The 18,351-nt window shown below is 56.9% G+C and carries 19 protein-coding genes; 14 read left to right on the plus strand and 5 right to left on the minus strand.

Annotated features, from left to right (window positions below; genetic code table 11):
* The first annotated feature begins 127 nt into the window (after nt 1-127).
* The 4 genes from ACCC84_RS10630 (at nt 128) to ACCC84_RS10645 (ending at nt 3,241) form a co-directional block, all read left to right on the plus strand.
* Complete coding sequence (locus ACCC84_RS10630; protein ID WP_004957859.1) at nt 128-496, plus strand: diacylglycerol kinase; 369 nt, start codon at nt 128-130, stop codon at nt 494-496.
* A gap of 124 nt (nt 497-620) precedes the next feature.
* The gene (gene lexA, locus ACCC84_RS10635) at nt 621-1,229 is read left to right on the plus strand and encodes a transcriptional repressor LexA (protein ID WP_004957863.1); all 609 of its coding nucleotides are present in this window, start codon (nt 621-623) and stop codon (nt 1,227-1,229) included.
* 144 nt (nt 1,230-1,373) lie between these two features.
* Nucleotides 1,374-2,720 carry an MATE family efflux transporter DinF gene (dinF, locus tag ACCC84_RS10640; protein ID WP_371901906.1) on the plus strand — a complete coding sequence of 449 codons (1,347 nt, stop codon included), beginning with the start codon at nt 1,374-1,376 and terminating at the stop codon, nt 2,718-2,720.
* A 311-nt stretch (nt 2,721-3,031) separates the two neighbouring features.
* On the plus strand, nt 3,032-3,241 hold the full coding sequence (locus ACCC84_RS10645; RefSeq protein ID WP_004957869.1) for a CsbD family protein: 210 nt from the start codon (nt 3,032-3,034) through the stop codon (nt 3,239-3,241).
* Between the two features lie 99 nt (nt 3,242-3,340).
* Here the strand turns inward: ACCC84_RS10645 and zur are convergent, their stop codons facing one another.
* Nucleotides 3,341-3,850 (minus strand): zinc uptake transcriptional repressor Zur, encoded by a 510-nt coding sequence (zur, locus tag ACCC84_RS10650; protein ID WP_004957872.1) that lies wholly within the window; start codon nt 3,848-3,850, stop codon nt 3,341-3,343.
* A gap of 251 nt (nt 3,851-4,101) precedes the next feature.
* Here zur and ACCC84_RS10655 point away from each other — a divergent pair, with 251 nt between their 5' ends.
* From ACCC84_RS10655 to pspG, 3 genes are all read left to right on the plus strand, one after another.
* Nucleotides 4,102-4,674, plus strand: coding sequence for a sugar O-acetyltransferase (locus tag ACCC84_RS10655; RefSeq protein WP_371901907.1), 573 nt, complete (start codon nt 4,102-4,104; stop codon nt 4,672-4,674).
* 111 nt (nt 4,675-4,785) lie between these two features.
* Nucleotides 4,786-5,832 (plus strand): tRNA dihydrouridine(20/20a) synthase DusA, encoded by a 1,047-nt coding sequence (gene dusA / locus ACCC84_RS10660; RefSeq protein WP_273869377.1) that lies wholly within the window; start codon nt 4,786-4,788, stop codon nt 5,830-5,832.
* A gap of 182 nt (nt 5,833-6,014) precedes the next feature.
* Nucleotides 6,015-6,233, plus strand: coding sequence for an envelope stress response protein PspG (gene pspG / locus ACCC84_RS10665; RefSeq protein ID WP_004957989.1), 219 nt, complete (start codon nt 6,015-6,017; stop codon nt 6,231-6,233).
* 298 nt (nt 6,234-6,531) lie between these two features.
* On the opposite strand, the gene ACCC84_RS10670 is transcribed toward pspG, so the two are convergent.
* Nucleotides 6,532-7,521: a quinone oxidoreductase gene (locus tag ACCC84_RS10670; protein WP_004957991.1), complete on the minus strand. Its 990-nt coding sequence runs from the start codon at nt 7,519-7,521 to the stop codon at nt 6,532-6,534.
* Between the two features lie 111 nt (nt 7,522-7,632).
* Between ACCC84_RS10670 and dnaB the strand changes: the two genes are divergently transcribed.
* Nucleotides 7,633-9,048 carry a replicative DNA helicase gene (gene dnaB, locus ACCC84_RS10675; RefSeq protein WP_004957993.1) on the plus strand — a complete coding sequence of 472 codons (1,416 nt, stop codon included), beginning with the start codon at nt 7,633-7,635 and terminating at the stop codon, nt 9,046-9,048.
* Nucleotides 9,049-9,188: 140 nt separating this feature from the next.
* Nucleotides 9,189-10,268 carry an alanine racemase gene (alr, locus tag ACCC84_RS10680; protein WP_273869374.1) on the plus strand — a complete coding sequence of 360 codons (1,080 nt, stop codon included), beginning with the start codon at nt 9,189-9,191 and terminating at the stop codon, nt 10,266-10,268.
* A gap of 50 nt (nt 10,269-10,318) precedes the next feature.
* On the opposite strand, the gene ACCC84_RS10685 is transcribed toward alr, so the two are convergent.
* Both ACCC84_RS10685 and nudI read right to left on the minus strand, forming a co-directional pair.
* Nucleotides 10,319-11,086 (minus strand): transporter substrate-binding domain-containing protein, encoded by a 768-nt coding sequence (locus tag ACCC84_RS10685; RefSeq protein ID WP_004957997.1) that lies wholly within the window; start codon nt 11,084-11,086, stop codon nt 10,319-10,321.
* Between the two features lie 273 nt (nt 11,087-11,359).
* Entirely contained in the window at nt 11,360-11,785 is a 426-nt protein-coding gene (gene nudI, locus ACCC84_RS10690) for a nucleoside triphosphatase NudI (protein WP_004958000.1), read from the minus strand.
* Nucleotides 11,786-11,913: 128 nt separating this feature from the next.
* Between nudI and ACCC84_RS10695 the strand changes: the two genes are divergently transcribed.
* From ACCC84_RS10695 to maa, 5 genes are all read left to right on the plus strand, one after another.
* Nucleotides 11,914-12,381 (plus strand): Lrp/AsnC family transcriptional regulator, encoded by a 468-nt coding sequence (locus ACCC84_RS10695; protein ID WP_004958001.1) that lies wholly within the window; start codon nt 11,914-11,916, stop codon nt 12,379-12,381.
* A gap of 121 nt (nt 12,382-12,502) precedes the next feature.
* Nucleotides 12,503-13,696, plus strand: a complete 1,194-nt coding sequence (locus ACCC84_RS10700) for an amino acid aminotransferase (protein ID WP_004958004.1) — start codon at nt 12,503-12,505, stop codon at nt 13,694-13,696.
* Nucleotides 13,697-13,824: 128 nt separating this feature from the next.
* A complete protein-coding gene (locus tag ACCC84_RS10705) occupies nt 13,825-14,241 on the plus strand; it encodes a secondary thiamine-phosphate synthase enzyme YjbQ (protein ID WP_004958005.1) in 417 nt (138 codons plus the stop codon).
* 4 nt (nt 14,242-14,245) lie between these two features.
* Entirely contained in the window at nt 14,246-14,599 is a 354-nt protein-coding gene (locus tag ACCC84_RS10710; RefSeq protein WP_004958006.1) for an MmcQ/YjbR family DNA-binding protein, read from the plus strand.
* A 157-nt stretch (nt 14,600-14,756) separates the two neighbouring features.
* The gene (gene maa / locus ACCC84_RS10715) at nt 14,757-15,314 is read left to right on the plus strand and encodes a maltose O-acetyltransferase (RefSeq protein ID WP_039991607.1); all 558 of its coding nucleotides are present in this window, start codon (nt 14,757-14,759) and stop codon (nt 15,312-15,314) included.
* 37 nt (nt 15,315-15,351) lie between these two features.
* Here maa and uvrA read toward each other — a convergent pair whose 3' ends face one another.
* Complete coding sequence (gene uvrA, locus ACCC84_RS10720; protein WP_004958008.1) at nt 15,352-18,183, minus strand: excinuclease ABC subunit UvrA; 2,832 nt, start codon at nt 18,181-18,183, stop codon at nt 15,352-15,354.
* Between the last annotated feature and the right edge of the window lie 168 nt (nt 18,184-18,351).

An 18,351-nucleotide genomic window follows, 5' to 3' on the forward strand; every position in this document is an offset into this window, starting at 1 on the left:
ACAACGTGAAGCCTCTTGTTAGCAATGCGCCGCAAGCATACCAGAAACCGGGTAGCAGATCTGTGGTGTTAAAAAAACCAGAGCCGTTAAGATTATGACTTATCACTTATAAAAGGCACACCGCAACATGGCAAATCAAGCAACCGGTTTGACTCGCGTCATCAAAGCTTTCGGATATTCCTATAAGGGATTGACCGCCGCCTGGCAGCATGAAGCCGCGTTTCGCCAGGAACTGGTGGCGACCGTGCTGGCCATCATACTGGCGATTTGGCTGGATGTGGGTGCGATAGCGCGCATTTTATTGATCGGTTCGGTGGTACTGGTGATGATTGTCGAAATGCTCAACAGTGCGATTGAGGCGATCGTCGATCGCATCGGCACTGAACACCACGAGCTTTCCGGCCGCGCCAAGGACATGGGCTCGGCGGCGGTGTCGCTGGCGATTGCACTGGCGCTGTTTGTCTGGGTCAGCGTACTGTGGCAATACCTGGTTTGAGCGGCAGGCAATCGATGTTGCGCAGCACCTCGCTAATCCCTGATTTTTATTCATTCTCCAGTTCCCAATCCACGTTCACCTGTATATACTCACAGCAAGACTGTATAAACAAACAGGGGGCGGAATGAAAGCATTAACTACCAGACAGCAAGAGGTCTACGACCTGATTCGCGATCATATTTCGCAGACGGGCATGCCGCCAACGCGTGCCGAGATCGCGCTGCGTCTGGGGTTCCGCTCGCCTAATGCCGCTGAAGAACACCTCAAGGCCCTGGCGCGCAAAGGCGTCATCGAAATCGTCTCCGGCGCCTCGCGCGGCATTCGTCTGCTGATGGAAGATGAAGACGGCCTGCCGCTGATTGGCCGGGTGGCCGCCGGTGAGCCACTGCTGGCGCAGCAGCATATCGAAGGGCACTACAAGGTCGATCCTTCGCTCTTCAAGCCAAACGCAGACTTCCTGCTGCGGGTCAACGGCATGTCGATGCGCGATATCGGCATTCTCGACGGCGACTTGCTGGCGGTGCATAAAACCCAGGACGTGCGTAACGGCCAGGTGGTGGTGGCGCGCATTGAAGACGAAGTCACCGTCAAACGCCTGAAAAAACACGGTAATGTGGTAGAGTTATTACCGGAAAACAGTGAGTTTCAACCGATTGTGGTCGATCTTCGTCAGCAGAACTTCACCATTGAAGGCCTGGCCGTCGGCGTCATTCGCAACGGTGATTGGATCTAACTCGCAGTCCCCCGAACCTAATCGCCTCAGCCCGTTCTGGGGCGATGCCATCGTCAAAACATCACCATACCCAAGAGCTTTCAAGGCGTAGCCGGTAAATCGCTCCCCTTGCCAGAGCGTGGGTACCTACGGGAACATGTTACTATGCGCCTGCTTGCCACTTTCACCAGCGATACCGACAAAGCCCTGTGGCGTCTGGCGCTGCCGATGATCTTTTCCAATATCACCGTACCGCTGCTGGGGTTGGTGGATACGGCGGTGATTGGTCATCTCGACAGCCCGAACTATCTGGGGGGCGTGGCGATCGGTTCGATGGCAACCAGCTTCCTGTTCATGCTGTTACTGTTCCTGCGCATGAGTACCACCGGGCTGGCCGCGCAGGCGCTGGGGGCGCAAAATCCCCTGGCACTGGCGCGCGCCTTCATGCAACCGCTGATGCTGGCGCTACTGGCTGGTTTGGCCATTGTGCTGCTGCGTCATCCGTTGATCGACCTGGCGTTGAGCATCGTCGGTGGCGACGCCGAGGTGTTGGCGCAGGCCCGGCTGTTCCTGGAAATCCGCTGGCTGAGCGCGCCGGCCGCCTTGGCAAACCTGGTATTACTGGGCTGGCTGCTGGGCGTGCAGTACGTGCGCGCGCCGGTGATCCTGCTGATCGTCGGCAACCTGCTGAATATCGTACTGGATATCTGGTTGGTGATGGGGCTGGGCTGGAACGTGCAGGGCGCAGCCACCGCCACCGCCATTGCCGAATATGCCACGCTGCTACTGGGGGTGTGGCTCAGTTGGCGGGTGATGCGCCTGCGTGGTATTACACCGGCAATGCTGCGCCACGCCTGGCGTGGCAATCTGCGTCGCCTGCTGGCGCTCAACCGCGACATCATGCTGCGATCGCTATTGCTGCAGCTGTGCTTTGCCTCGTTGACCATCTTTGGCGCACGTCTCGGCAGCGAGGTGGTGGCGGTAAATGCGGTACTGATGAACCTGCTGACCTTTACCGCCTATGCGCTGGACGGTTTTGCCTATGCCGTTGAGGCGCATTCCGGCCATGCTTATGGGGCAAGGGACGATCGACAGCTGCGACGCATCTGGCGTGCGGCATGTCGGCAGGCATGTATGGTGGCGCTGGGCTTCGCGCTGATTTATGCCGTCGCCGGCCAGCACATCGTTGCTGCGCTGACGTCGTTGCCGGAGCTGCGCGCCCTGGCCAACCTCTATCTGCCGTGGCAGGTGCTATTGCCGCTGGCGGGCGTGTGGTGTTATTTGCTGGATGGTATGTTTATCGGCGCCACGCGCGGCGCGGAGATGCGTAATAGTATGGCGGTCGCCGCCGCCGGGTATGGCCTGACGCTGTTCACCCTGCCATGGTTGGGTAACCACGGTTTGTGGCTGGCCTTGGCGGTGTTTCTCGGCCTGCGTGGCCTGGCATTAGGCTGGGTTTGGCACCGGCACAGCGTGAATGGCACCTGGTTTGCCCACGCCGGTAGCCACTGACTTTGGCTATTCATTAGTTTCTTTGCTGTATTTTTTGCTTTTTGTTTATATCTGGTTACATTCCACCTTGATGCTGGAGCGGCGTTTAGTTACTGTTTTGTCGATTTTTTATCTGTAATTTGGTTTGTTAATGGTTTTTTGAACTGGTATTTTCCGTAGTTTGGTTGTCGGTGACTATAATTAGTCACGTGGCTGGCGAGTTATACGGTGATTTTATATTGCTGAGATAGCGTTAAATGGCCATAAATTTTAATCAGTTGGCGCCAGCCCGATTTATCTAAAACTGACTAACCACAGGTAACGGAGAGATTATGAACACAGATCAAGCCGACGGTAACTGGAAGCAGTTTAAAGGTAAAGTGAAGGAACAGTGGGGCAAGCTGACCGATGACGATCTGACGGTCATTGAAGGGAAACGTGAACAGCTTGTCGGTAAAATACAGGAACGTTACGGCTACCAGAGGGCGGCGGCCGAAGAAGAAGTCAAAGCCTGGGAAGATCAGAACAAGTATCGCTGGTAATCCGATCCGCCCGCGGTTGAACGCGGCGCTTTGACACCCCTTGGGCCAGCGTTCCCCCTAGACGTCTTGGCCCATAGGTACAGGGACGTACCTGCCTGACTATTTCTTTTTAATCACGATGCTGTGGTCATGATTGCAATCGTGCTTACTGTCGCAAGACTCTACTTCAACACAGCCTGAGCACAGTCCATGGGCTTCCACCACGCTGTGGCGCAGGGCAAAACCGGACTCTTTTGCCAATTTTTGCAATGTTTCCTCTACCCCAGCGGTGGTGCGCTCGGTTACCTGCCCGCAACGATCGCAGATGAAAAGCGCGGAGGTGTGCATTGGCTGCTCAAAATGATGGCACAGCACGTAGCTGTTAGCCGATTCAACGCGGTGAATAAAGCCTTGTTCCAGCAGAAAGTCCAGTGCGCGGTAGACCGTTGGCGGCTTGGCCTGCGGTTCGGCGACACGCAATAAATCGAGCAGATCATAGGCGCTGATCGCACCGGGCTGTTGAGCCATCAGGCGTAACACTTCCAGCCGTTGCGGCGTCAGGCGCACATTGCGTTGCTGACAGAGTTGTTCTGCCTGCGCGAGCAGCTTTTCCTGGTTGGTTGGGTTCATGGCAAATATTCCCGGTACGTAAAAAAGGCGATTTTAACATGTATCGGCCAATTCGCCGAGAGTTGAGCCATTTTCTCCCGTTAATCACGCCGGCAGCGGCACATTCACGCCTGCGGATTGGCAAAACGTGAATCGACTCACAACTTCTGCGGCGTGCTGGCGCTGAGATCAACGCCGTGGCGTTTTCGTCTGGGCATTGCCCGCACGTGGCGTTATAACGCCTGACAACACCTTGGCTTAAGGAACACGCGATGACCGAAAGAGAAAAGTTGCTGCGCGGTGAGATCTATAACAGCCGCGATGCGGAACTGATAGGCCTGTATCACCGGGCACGGGCGCTTAGCAAGCAGTTGGGCGCGCTGGATTCTCAGAAGATGGACGAAAAAAATCGTCTGCTGAGCCAGCTGTTCGCGCATTGGGGGCAACAGAGCTGGATTGAAACGCCATTCTGGTGTGATTATGGCCAGCACATCAGTATCGGCAACAACTGTTTTATCAACGTCAATGCGGTATTCCTCGACTGTAATACCATTACCATTGGCGATAACACGCTGATCGGCCCCAACCTGCAGGTTTATACGCCGAGCCATCCGCTGAAAGCCAGCGAACGTCTGACCGGTGATGCCGACTTTCCCTTCCAGACCTCCGCCAGGCCGGTGACTATCGGCAGCAATGTGTGGATTGGCGGCAATGTGCTGATCTTGCCGGGCGTGACCATTGGTGATGGCAGCACCATCGGTGCCGGCAGCATCGTCACCGGCGATATTCCGACCAACGTTTTGGCGATGGGACAGCCATGTAAAGTGATTCGCGTATTGGAATAGCTTTACTTTCAACACGATAGTGTTGCAGGGTACGGTGGTTTCGCCCCGACGGCAGTTTACGTTATAATCAGCGATTACTTTTTTGACCGCCAGACCCTGAATAGAGCCGTAATGACTGATTCGCTGAAAACTGATATTCCACTGCTTGCCGGCCAAACCGGCGTTGAACGGCCGTTCCCTGCGAGCCGTTTTTCCGTTGCGCCGATGCTTGACTGGACCGATCGTCATTGCCGCTATTTTCACCGCCTGCTGAGCAAGGAAACGCTGCTGTACACCGAAATGGTGACTACCGGCGCGATCGTGCATGGCAAAGGCGATTATCTGGCGTACAGCGAAGAAGAGCACCCGATCGCATTGCAACTGGGCGGCAGCGATCCGGCGGCGCTGGCGCACTGCGCCAAACTGGCGGAGCAGCGCGGCTATGACGAAATCAACCTTAACGTCGGTTGCCCGTCCGATCGGGTGCAGAATGGCATGTTCGGCGCCTGCCTGATGGGGCAGGCAACGTTAGTGGCGGATTGCATCAAGGCAATGCGCGACGTGGTGTCGATTCCGGTCACGGTGAAAACGCGGATTGGCATTGACGAGCAGGACAGCTACGCCTTTCTGTGCGATTTTATCGAAACCGTTGCTGGCCGCGGCGAATGCGAGATGTTCACCATCCATGCGCGCAAAGCCTGGCTTTCCGGTTTGAGTCCGAAGCAAAATCGCGAAGTGCCACCGCTGGATTACCCGCGGGTGTATCAGCTCAAGCGTGATTTTCCTGCGCTGACCATCGCCATTAACGGCGGCGTTAAAACGCTGGACGAAGCCAGGCAGCATTTGCAGCATCTGGATGGCGTAATGATGGGGCGCGAGGCCTACCAGAATCCGGGCATTTTGCTGCAGGTGGATCGCGAGCTGTTCGGTTCGCAGGCACCATTGCAAGACAGCGTGGCGGCGATCGAAGCGCTCTATCCATACATTGAACGCGAACTGGCCAACGGCACCTATCTGGGGCATATCACCCGTCATATTCTTGGTTTGTTCCAGGGCATTCCGGGGGCGCGCCAATGGCGTCGCCACCTGAGCGAAAACGCCCACAAGCCGGGAGCCGACGTGCGTGTCGTCGAGCAGGCGCTGAGCCTGGTACGTCAACCGCATTGCGAAATGGCGTAATTGATTAAATATTTCCCTAAAAGTTAGTGTATTTCACCAAGCACGTTGCGGCCTGCAACGTGCTACCTACGCGATTTCAGCAACTTGGCGCGTTTGCCGACTTGGCATGCTTCTTGTAAGACTCTCCGCAGTCTATTTCTGTCAAAACAACCTGCAGAAACCCGTTTTGCCGAGGAGCAATCATGTTGGAACTTTTCTTTTTTGTCGGCTTTGTGTTGATGTTGCTGGTCACCGGCGTTTCGCTGTTGGGGGTCTTTGCTGCCTTGCTGGTTGCGGCGGCCTTCATGCTGATTGGCGGCCTGTTCGCCATGGTGATCAAGCTGTTGCCGTGGCTGATTCTGGCGGTGGTGGGGGTGTGGATCTACCGTTCACTACAGAAGCCGCAGATTCGCCGTTATTGATTTTCTGCTGATTAATCAAACTGTCAGCATGAAAATTGAGTAACGGCTTGGCGTTTGAATGCGGCAGCGATCACAGCTTGGAGCATTAATCGCGATTAGGGACCATTTCGCATTTTTTTTGCTTTTAGGGGCTGTTAGGATGTCCGACCAAGCAGTGATGCCCGGTTTTCATCACCGCACGAGGCCAGTCATAAAATAACAGTGTTGCATCAGCGACCAGCTGTCTCGGGCGGACTCTGCTCTACCCCTACAAAACGCAGTACCAGAAAGGGCTCCTTATGGAGCCCTTTTCTATTGCCTAACGACCGGGGATCAGCAGGCTTGAGCCGCTGGTTTTGCGGCTCTCGAGGACCTGGTGCGCGCGCTGCGCGTCACCCAGGGCGAAAATCTGCTCATCATGCACCTCAACTTTGATCGCGCCGCTGCCAATCAGCGAAAACAGCTCATTGCTGGCGTACTGTAATTCTTCGCGATTGGTGATGTAGCCGTTGAGCGAAGGGCGAGTGACGTACAACGAACCTTTCTGGTTGAGTACCGCCAGATCGATACCGGTTACCGGGCCGGAGGCGTTGCCGAAGCTGACCATCAGGCCTCGCCGTTTCAAGCTGTTAAGTGAATCCAGCCAGGTATTCTTGCCGACCGAATCATACACCACGCCCACTTTTTTGCCGTCGGTCAGTTCTGCCACGCGTTCGGCGATGTTTTCCTTACGGTAGTTAATGGTGGCCCAGGCGCCGGCCTGTTTGGCGCGTTCGGCCTTTTCGTCGGAGCCGACGCTGCCAATCAGTCGGGCTCCCAGCGCTTTGGCCCATTGGCAGGCTATCAGCCCTACGCCACCAGCCGCGGCATGAAACAGAAAGATTTCCCCCGGCTGTACGTCATAGGTCTGACGCAGTAGGTAATGTACCGTCAGACCTTTGAGGAAGGAGGCCGCGCCCTGTTCGAAACTGAGGTTGGGCGGCAGCAGCGCCACCTTTTGCAACGGCACGTTATGCACCTCGCTGTAGGCGCCGAGCGCCGCCTGCGCATACACCACGCGGTCGCCCGGTTTCACCGCATCGACGCCGGCACCGACCTTGGTGACCACACCCGCCGCTTCGGTTCCCAGCCCGCTTGGCAGCGAGGCTGGGGCATACAACCCGCTGCGTACGTAGGTATCGATATAGTTGATGCCGATGGCCCGGTTTTCGATCTGCACCTCGCCGGCGGCTGGATCGAGCGGTGTGAAATCAACGTATTGCAGCACTTCTGGCCCGCCGGTGGCGGAAAATTGAATGCGTTTGGCCATGACTCCTCCTCGTTTACGGTGTTCCGCGCTTGCCCTAATTTTAGGACATTGGTATTTATCATTATGTATACTGACGCGTCGTCACTTCATAACAGGTATTGCATCCCCACTATGGCAGGAAAGAAACCCACCAACAAATCTAACGAAGCTCAGGCACCGCGCGATCGCCAGATGGAAGGGCTGAAAATGCCGCCGCATTCGCTGGAGGCGGAGCAGTCCGTGTTGGGCGGTTTAATGCTGGATAACGAGCGCTGGGACAACGTGGCGGAACGCGTGGTCGCCAATGATTTCTTTAGCCGTCCGCACCGCCTGATCTTTACCGAGATGCAGCGCCTGCTGGAAATGAGTAAACCGATCGACCTGATCACCCTGTCCGAATCGTTGGAGCAGAAGGGTGAGCTGGACTCCGTCGGCGGTTTTGCCTATCTGGCCGAACTGTCCAAAAATACCCCTAGCGCCGCCAACATCAGCGCCTATGCCGATATCGTGCGTGAGCGCGCGGTGGTGCGTGAAATGATCTCGGTAGCGAACGAGATCGCCGACGCCGGTTACGATCCGCAAGGGCGTAGCAGCGAGGATCTGCTCGATCTGGCGGAATCACGGGTGTTCCAGATTGCAGAAAACCGAGCCAATAAAGACGAAGGGCCAAAAAGCATCGACCAGATCCTTGAAGCCACCGTTTCGCGCATCGAATCGCTGTACCAAACGCCGCATGACGGCGTGACCGGCGTGGATACCGGCTATCAGGATCTGAACAAGAAAACCGCGGGTCTGCAAAAGTCGGATCTGATCATCGTGGCGGCGCGTCCGTCGATGGGCAAAACCACCTTTGCCATGAACCTGTGTGAAAACGCCGCGATGCTGCAAGAAAAACCGGTGTTGATCTTCAGCCTCGAAATGCCCGGCGAACAGATCATGATGCGTATGCTGGCTTCGCTATCACGCGTTGACCAGACGCGTATCCGTACCGGTCAGCTCGATGACGAGGATTGGGCGCGTATTTCCAGCACCATGGGCATTCTGCTGGAAAAGCGCAACATGTACATCGACGACTCCTCGGGTCTGACGCCAACCGAAGTGCGTTCGCGCGCGCGCCGCATCTTCCGCGAGCATAACGGCCTTAGCCTGATCATGATCGACTACCTGCAATTGATGCGCGTGCCTGCGCTATCCGATAACCGTACGCTGGAAATCGCCGAAATTTCACGCTCGCTGAAGGCATTGGCGAAAGAACTGCAGGTGCCGGTAGTGGCGCTGTCGCAGTTGAACCGCTCACTGGAACAGCGCGCCGACAAACGCCCGGTCAACTCCGACCTGCGTGAGTCTGGCTCGATTGAGCAGGATGCCGACTTGATCATGTTTATCTATCGTGACGAGGTCTATCACGAGAACAGCGACCTGAAGGGCGTGGCGGAAATCATTCTCGGCAAGCAGCGTAACGGCCCGATCGGTACGGTACGCTTGACCTTTAACGGCCAATGGTCGCGTTTCGACAATTACGCCGGCCCGCAATATGATGACGAATAACCCGGTCTGAGCGACTGGCGGTATTATTTCCAGTCAGCGTACCTCCGTCGCCCAGCCTCTCTATGGTTCCAGTGGGTGCGCTGCGAGTTCACGCCGCGCAACCCCACGCTTCTTGGCATTGGTCTTATTAAGGAATTGAAATGAAAGCGGCAACCGCTGTAATCGACCGCCGCGCTCTGCGACACAACCTGCAACAGGTACGCCGTCAGGCGCCACAAAGCCGCCTGATCGCGGTAGTGAAAGCAAACGCTTATGGGCATGGCCTGCTGGAAACGGCCCACACCTTGCAAGATGCCGACTGCTACGGCGTGGCGCGCATCGGCGAGGCGCTGATGCTGCGTTCTGGCGGTATCGTCAAACCGATTTTACTGCTGGAAGGCTTCTTTGCCGCCGAGGATCTGCCGGTTCTGGTCGCCAACAACATTGAAACCGCAGTACACAGCATTGAACAGCTCGAGGCGCTGGAGCAGGCCGAGCTGGCGCGGCCGGTGCCGGTATGGATGAAGATCGACACCGGCATGCACCGTCTGGGAGTGCGGCCTGAACAGGCAGAGGCGTTTTACCAGCGCCTGTGCGCCTGCCGCAACGTGGCGCAGCCGGTGAATATCATGAGCCACTTCAGCCGCGCCGACGAGCCGAACAGTGACGCGACGCAGCAGCAGATCGCCTGTTTTAGCGCCTTCGCCCACGGCAAACCGGGGCAGCGTTCTATTGCCGCTTCCGGCGGTACGCTGCTGTGGCCGGATGCGCACAACGAGTGGGTGCGGCCGGGCATTATTCTCTATGGCGTTTCACCGATTGAACAGCGCCACGGCGGGCAGTTTGATCTGCAACCGGCGATGACGCTGAAGTCATGCCTGATTGCGGTTCGCGAACATAAAGCCGGTGAAGCGGTGGGCTATGGCGGCACCTGGGTCAGCCCACGGGATACGCGCCTGGGGGTGGTGGCGATGGGCTACGGCGATGGCTACCCGCGCAGTGCGCCAACCGGTACGCCGATATGGCTTAACGGACGCGAGGTGCCGATTGTCGGCCGGGTTTCCATGGACATGATTTCGGTCGATCTCGGACCGGACGCCAGCGATCGGGTCGGTGATGAGGTGGTGCTATGGGGTGCGCCGCTGCCGGTGGAACGCATCGCCGAGGTGACCGGCATCAGTGCCTACGAGCTGATCACCAAACTGACCCAACGGGTGGCAATGGAATATATCGGCGAATGATGGCTCCGTTCCCTGGCCCGGCAGTTTATGACCGGACCGGGGAATGTCGATCACTTCTTCACGGCCAGCCAGCTGTCGATAATCGTCTGGTATTCACCGGTGGCCTTCGCCAGATGCAACCATTGGTCGACATACAGTTTCCAGCTCAGATCGTCACGCGGCAGCATGTAGGCTTTTTCGCCGTACTGCATGGGTTTTTTCGGGTTCACCGCGCACAGTTTCGGATAGCGTTTTTGCTGATACAGCGCTTCTGACGCGTCGGTAATCATCACGTCCGCCTTGCGATCGACCAACTGCTGGAAAATCGCCATATTGTCATGCGACAGGGTCAGGTTGACCTTTGGCAAGTGAGCGCGGACAAAGGCTTCATTGGTGCCGCCAGCCGGTTCTATCACGCGCACCGACGGTTTGTTAATCTGTGCGATAGTGCGGTATTTCTTCACGTCGGTGCAGCGCACCAGCGGGATCTTGCCGTCGGTATCCAGCTTGTCAGCGAAGAACGCCTGTTTTTGCCGCTCCAGGGTGACGGAAATACCGCCCATGGCGATATCGCATTTACCGGCGTTGAAATCCTGCATCAGGGTTTTCCAACTGGTTTTCACCCATTTCACTTCCGCACCCAGGCTTTTCGCCAGCGACTGCGCCATAGCGATATCGATCCCCTCGTAATTGCCTTCCTGCGTCAGGAAGGTGTACGGCTTGTAGTCGCCGGTGGTGCACACTTCGAGTTTTTTCTGTTGGCTAACCTTATCCAGGTGAGATTGGGCGCTGGCGCTGCCGGCAGCGATCAGCAAGGCAAGAGGCAGTAATTTATTCATCGTTTCCCTTGGTATCAATAGAGGTTTGCATACGCCGGATGGCAATTTTTGTTGTTGGTCGGGTTAAATTACCCGTTTTTTATGTCGCAGATAAATGCTTATGTGTCAATTTGCTGGCTGCTCTGCAGCGGATCGATGCGTTAAAGACGGGTGTGCAGGGGGGAGCAGGAAGCCTTACAAGGAGATTCTGCGCCGTGCGCAGCGTCGACAGAGTGAGGGCAGCACAACCTGAGAGACAGGTTCGTTGCCCGATGCTGGAGGGCGTCAGTCGCTTTAAATCACCCCTTTCTGGCGAAAGGTGACCCGCGTCGCCTCGTTTAAGTCGAGATTCTTTATCGCCGCCGGCGGTAGCCAGATGATTTCCTGAAACTCTTGATTGAAGGTAATCGTACGATTGGCACTGACACAGTCAAAGATAAGATAAATCATGTAAATTTCTTCGCTAGTGCCATCCGGATAGGTTTTTGTGCGGATATCATCACGAAACGCCCACGGCTTAATCTCGGCGATCTGCAGTTGCTCGCCTAATTCCTCCCTGATCTCGCGCCTTAGCGCGCTCTCCATCGTTTCACCGGGTTCCATTCCGCCACCAGGCAGCGCCCATTGTCCGGGGAAAACCCCGCGATCGGCAGCCATTTTACACAGCAGAAACTCGCCGTCATTCTGTATAACAGGACATACGATCGTTCTGTGGCGCATTTCATCTCCTCGAAATCATTTGCAGTAAATCGCAAATTTCGGCGCTTTCGCTACAGATCACCATAACAACGGCAAAAAAGCTGATAGTCTGTAGCGTCAACATTTCTTAACACAGTTTACAGGTGGCTATGTACAACATTGACGATTTTGATATGAAAATCCTGACGCTGTTACAGGCCAACGGCCGCTTGACCAACCAGGAGCTGAGCGACCTGGTGGGGCTTTCCGCCTCCCAGTGTTCGCGGCGGCGCATCAGTCTGGAACAGGCGCAGTTGATCCGCGGCTACCACGCGCGATTGGCGCCGGAGGCGGTGGGCCTTGGGCTGGTGGGGCTGATCGAAGTCAGTCTGGTGACCCATGCCCAGCAGCATATCGACAGCTTTCACCAGATGCTGGAGGAGGTGGACGCGATCATTGATGCTTATAAAACCACCGGTGACGCGGATTATCTGCTGAAAGTCGCGGTGGCGGATCTGCCGGCGCTTAGCGACTTTATCAGCCAGACGCTGTCGAGCCACCAAAGCGTGGCGCATATCAAAACCGCCGTGGTGCTGAACCGCATCAAGGAAAATGGCCTGTTGCCGGTTGCGCGTTAAGAAAAGTTGCCAGACTGACACGGTGAGCAGCAGCGCGCGCGAGGCGGGCGTTTCCCCGTTGAATGCGTCTATAGTAGATAGGCTTGCCGTACCCCACATAACAAAATCAAGGAGAACACCTGTGTTCCAGAATGTTGATGCCTATGCCGGTGACCCGATCCTGTCGCTGATGGAAAAATTCAAAAAAGATCCGCGTGCGCACAAGGTCAACCTGAGCATCGGCCTTTATTACAACGAGCAGGGTATTATTCCGCAGCTGCGGGCGGTTAGCGCCGCAGAGGCGCAGTTGAACAGCCTCGAGCAGAGCGCTTCGGTCTACCTGCCGATGGAAGGGCTGCAACCTTACCGTCATGCCATTCAGCAGTTGCTGTTTGGTGCCGAGCATCCGATGCTGCAACAGCAGCGCATCGCCACGGTACAAACCGTTGGTGGCTCTGGCGCCTTGAAGGTAGGCGCCGACTTCCTGCACGACTACTTCCCGGAATCCCAGGTCTGGGTCAGCGATCCGACCTGGGAAAACCACGTCGCCATCTTCAGTGGTGCCGGTTTCAAGGTGAATACCTATCCGTACTTTGACGGCGATAGCCTGGGCGTGAAGTTCGACGCCATGCTGACGACGCTGCAACAGTTGCCGGCCAGGAGCATTGTGCTGCTGCATCCCTGCTGCCATAACCCGACCGGTTCCGATCTGGGCAATGAGCAGTGGGACGAGGTAGTGAAGGTGCTGGCCGAACGTGAGCTGATCCCGTTCCTCGATATTGCCTATCAGGGCTTTGGCGACGGTATGGAACAGGATGCCTACGCCATTCGTGCGATTGCCGCCGCCGGTCTGCCGTGCCTGGTCAGTAATTCGTTCTCGAAAATTTTCTCGTTGTACGGCGAGCGGGTAGGTGGGCTTTCCGTGGTGTGCGAAAGCAGCGAGGCGGCCGAGCGGGTGTTGGGGCAGTTGAAAGCAACGGTGCGCCGCAACTACTCCAGCCCGCCGAACTTCGGTGCGCAGGTGGTGGCCAAAGTACTGAACGACGCGCAGCTGAAGCAGCAATGGCTGGACGAGGTAGAAACCATGCGCACCCGCATCCTCGAGATGCGCCACACGCTGGTGGCTGCGCTGAAAATCGCGTTGCCGCAGCGTAATTTCGACTACCTGCTCAAGCAGCGCGGCATGTTCAGCTACACCGGTTTTAGCGCGGCGCAGGTTGATCGGCTGCGCGAGGAGTTTGGCGTATACCTGATTCACAGCGGCCGCATGTGCGTCGCCGGTTTGAACCACCGCAATGTGCAGCAGGTCGCCGAGGCATTTGCGGCGGTGCAGTAATTGCTGTTAGGGTAAAACCACGTTCAGGTTATCGGGGCGATGCGATTATCGCCCCTTTTTGTTGTCGGTTTGTCGCGCGAGTTGCCGCCAACCGGATAAAGAATATACTCAATGAGGGGCGCTCACGTATGTGGCATCAGCAAACGCTTATCCTCAGCGCAAAAGCGCGTGGTTTCCACCTGGTTACTGAAGAAATTACCGATCAGCTAACCGATTTGCACCGTCTGCAAACTGGCCTGCTGCACCTGTTGTTGCAGCATACCTCTGCCTCGCTGACGCTTAACGAGAATTGCGATCCCACGGTGCGATCCGATATGGAGCAGCATTTTCTGCGGCAGGTGCCGGAAAGTGCGCCTTATCAGCATGACTATGAAGGGCCGGACGATATGCCGGCGCACATCAAATCCTCGTTGCTGGGCGTGTCGTTGTCGCTACCGGTCAGCCATGGGCGACTGATGTTGGGCACATGGCAGGGAATTTGGCTGGGAGAGCACCGCATTGACGGCGGTTCACGCCGTATTGTGGCCACCTTACAGGGGGAGTAACTCAATGAATCAGTCGGCATTACTGCAATACTGCATGGCCAAGCCGGGCGCGGAACAGAGCGATCGGAACCAGTGGCAGGCCAGTCAGGTCAAAGTGGGCGAGGTGATGTTCGCCATGGTACTGGATCTCGATGGTCGTCCGGCGCTGGCGGTCAAGTCCAGCCCCGAGCAGGCCGAAAGCCTGCGTGAAAAACACCCTGAAATTGTCCCGTGCGAACATTTGAACAAAGCGCATTGGAATGCGGTGTTCCTTGACGGCAAGCTGCCGGATTCCCAGTTCTACACGTTGATCGACGGTTCTTACCAGTTGGCGCTGGAAGGGCTGTCCGACCAGGTACGACAGGAACTGCGTGCCTGACTGCTACGGCAGGCGTTGACGCTCTGCCTCTCACTCAATACCCAATGTTCGCATGTTGTGATCGTCGTCGCGAGATGGGAACGTTCCCTTTTTATTGTGCGGCGGAAACCATTAGGCTGTCCGCCTGATACTTTTTTGCCAGAAAAGGATGCTGCCCATGGCCATGAGTGAAGAGAAACGCAAGATGATCGCCGGCGAGCTGTATGATGCCGGGGACGAACTGCTACGCAGCGAGCGTAAACGCGCGCGTCAGTTGATCCACCATTATAACCATTCGTCACCTGACGAGGGTGCGCTGCGCAAGCAATGGCTGTCGACGCTGCTGGGTCAATACCAGGGTGGCACCATCGAACCCAGTTTCCGCTGTGACTACGGTTATAATATCTATCTGGGCAAGAATTTTTACGCCAATTTCGACTGCGTCATACTCGACGTGTGCGAAGTGCGCATCGGCGATAACTGCATGCTGGCCCCAGGGGTACACATCTATACCGCAACCCATCCGCTGGACGCGGCGACCCGAGTCGGCGGCGACGAATTCGGCAAGCCGGTGACCATTGGCCACAACGTGTGGATCGGCGGGCGAGCGGTGATCAATCCCGGCGTAACGCTGGGCGATAACGTGGTGGTGGCATCCGGTGCGGTGGTGACCAAAGACGTGCCGGACAATGCGGTGGTGGGCGGCAATCCGGCGCGCATCCTGAAAATGCTGTAGCGGAAAAATGCGGGCACCGCCAGGGTGCCCGGAGTGATTATTTCTTGGCCAGCAACGGCTGCAAGAAGCGTGCGGTGTGCGATGCCTTGCATTTGGCCACGGTGTCTGGCGTGCCGGACACCAGGATCTCGCCGCCGCCGCTGCCGCCTTCTGGTCCCAGGTCGACAATCCAGTCCGCGGTTTTTATCACGTCGAGGTTGTGCTCAATCACCACGATGGTGTTGCCCTGATCGCGCAATTGGTGCAGTACCGCCAGCAGTTGCTGGATATCGGCGAAATGCAGCCCGGTGGTCGGTTCATCGAGAATATACAGCGTCTGGCCGGTGCCGCGTTTCGACAGTTCACGTGCCAGCTTGACGCGCTGCGCTTCGCCACCGGACAGCGTGGTGGCCGACTGGCCGAGACGAATGTAAGACAGGCCGACGTCCATCAGGGTTTGCAGCTTGCGCGCCAGTGCCGGCACCGCGTCGAAGAAGTCACGCGCTTCTTCGATGGTCATTTCCAGCACTTCGTGGATGCTTTTACCTTTGTATTTGATCTCCAGCGTTTCGCGGTTATAGCGTTTGCCTTTGCACTGATCGCACGGCACGTAGATATCCGGCAGGAAGTGCATTTCCACCTTGATCACGCCGTCGCCCTGACAGGCTTCGCAGCGCCCGCCCTTGACATTAAAACTGAAACGGCCAGGGTTATAGCCGCGGCTGCGCGATTCCGGCACGCCGGCGAACAGCTCGCGCACCGGGGTAAAAATACCGGTGTAGGTCGCCGGGTTGGAGCGCGGGGTTCGGCCGATCGGACTTTGATCGATGTCGATCACCTTGTCGAAATGCTCCAGACCGCTGACGTCGCGGTAAGGCGCCGGTTCGGCAATGGTCGCGCCATTCAACTGGCGTTGGGCGATCGGGAACAGCGTGTCGTTGATCAGCGTCGACTTACCCGAACCGGATACGCCGGTAATACAGGTGAACAGTCCCACCGGCAGCGTCAGCGTCACGTCTTTCAGGTTGTTGCCGCGTGCACCGCTCAGTTTCAGCACCTTGGCCGGATCGGCTGGCACGCGCTGTTGCGGGATGGCAATTTCGCGCTTGCCGCTGAGGAACTGGCCGGTAAGCGACTCCGGCTGCGCCATGATGTCGTCGACGGTGCCTTCCGCCACCACCTGACCGCCGTGTACGCCGGCACCGGGGCCGATGTCGATCACATGATCGGCGGCGCGGATTGCGTCTTCGTCATGCTCAACCACGATCACCGTGTTGCCGAGATTGCGCAGATGGATCAGCGTTTCCAGCAGCCGTTCGTTATCGCGCTGGTGCAAACCGATCGACGGTTCGTCCAGCACGTACATCACGCCCACCAGCCCGGCGCCAATCTGGCTGGCCAGACGAATGCGCTGGGCTTCGCCGCCTGACAGGGTTTCGGCCGAGCGTGACAGGGATAGATAATTCAAGCCGACGTTGACCAGGAATTTCAGGCGATCGCCGATTTCCTTCAGCACCTTTTCGGCAATTTTGGCGCGTTGGCCGCTCAGCTTCATGTTCTGGAAGAAATCCATCGCATGACCAATGCTCAGCTCGGAGATCTCCGGCAACGTGGTGTCTTCGACGAACACGTTGCGGGCTTCTTCACGCAGGCGGGTGCCGCTGCACGAGGCGCACGGACGGTTGCTGATGAACTTCGCCAGTTCTTCACGCACCGCGCTGGACTCGGTTTCCTTGTAGCGGCGTTCCATATTATGTAGCACGCCTTCGAACGGATGCCGGCGCACGGTAGTGTCGCCGCGGTCGTTGATGTATTTGAATTCGATCGATTCTTTGCCTGAGCCGCCAAGCACCGCTTTCTGCACCTCGGCGCTCAGGGTATTGAACGGCGCTTCCACGTCGAACTGATAATGCTCCGCCAGCGAACGCAGCATCTGGAAATAGTAGAAGTTACGGCGATCCCAGCCGCGGATCGCGCCGCCAGCCAACGACAGTTCCGGGTTCTGCACCACGCGATCGGGGTCGAAGAACTGTTGTACGCCCAGACCGTCGCAGGTCGGGCAGGCACCGGCCGGATTATTGAAGGAAAACAGCCGGGGTTCCAGCTCACGCATGCTATAGCCGCAGATCGGGCAGGCGAAGTTGGCCGAAAACAGCAGCTCATCGGCTTTCGGGTCATCCATATCGGCCACGACTGCGGTGCCGCCGGACAGCTCCAGCGCGGTTTCGAACGACTCGGCCAGGCGTTGGGCCAGATCTTCTCGCACCTTGAAGCGATCGACCACCACTTCAATGGTGTGTTTCTTTTGCAGTTCGAGTTTCGGAGGATCGGAAAGATCGCACACTTCGCCGTCGATGCGGGCGCGGATGTACCCCTGCGACGCCAGGTTTTCCAGCGTTTTGGTGTGCTCGCCTTTGCGATCCTTGATCACCGGCGCCAGCAGCATCAAGCGTTTGCCTTCCGGCTGGCTGAGCACGTTATCCACCATCTGACTGACGGTTTGCGCCGCCAGCGGCACATGGTGATCCGGACAGCGCGGCTCGCCGACGCGGGCGAACAGCAGACGCAGATAGTCATGAATTTCGGTAATGGTGCCGACGGTGGATCGCGGGTTGTGCGAGGTCGATTTCTGCTCGATGGAAATCGCCGGCGATAACCCTTCGATATGGTCGACGTCCGGTTTTTCCATCAGCGACAGGAACTGACGGGCGTAGGCGGAAAGCGATTCGACGTAGCGTCGCTGCCCTTCGGCATACAGCGTATCAAAAGCCAGAGAGGACTTGCCTGAACCGGACAAACCGGTGACAACAATCAGTTTGTCGCGCGGGATAATCAGGTTGATGTTTTTGAGATTATGGGTTCGAGCACCACGAACTTCGATATTGTCCATTTACACTTCCCGTCTAGATGATACACCGTGTCCGTTTGAACGTTTTGCGGCGCTTTTGTGATCAATTGCGCAAAAAAACGGCATGGCCAGGTCGAAACGCATAATTATGACACAAAAAAACCTGAATGAATATCCAGTATATGAATGCAACAAGGTCGATCGCCGAGA

This window comes from Serratia odorifera (assembly GCF_041448735.1).
GTDB classification, from domain to species: Bacteria; Pseudomonadota; Gammaproteobacteria; order Enterobacterales; family Enterobacteriaceae; genus Serratia_F; species Serratia_F odorifera.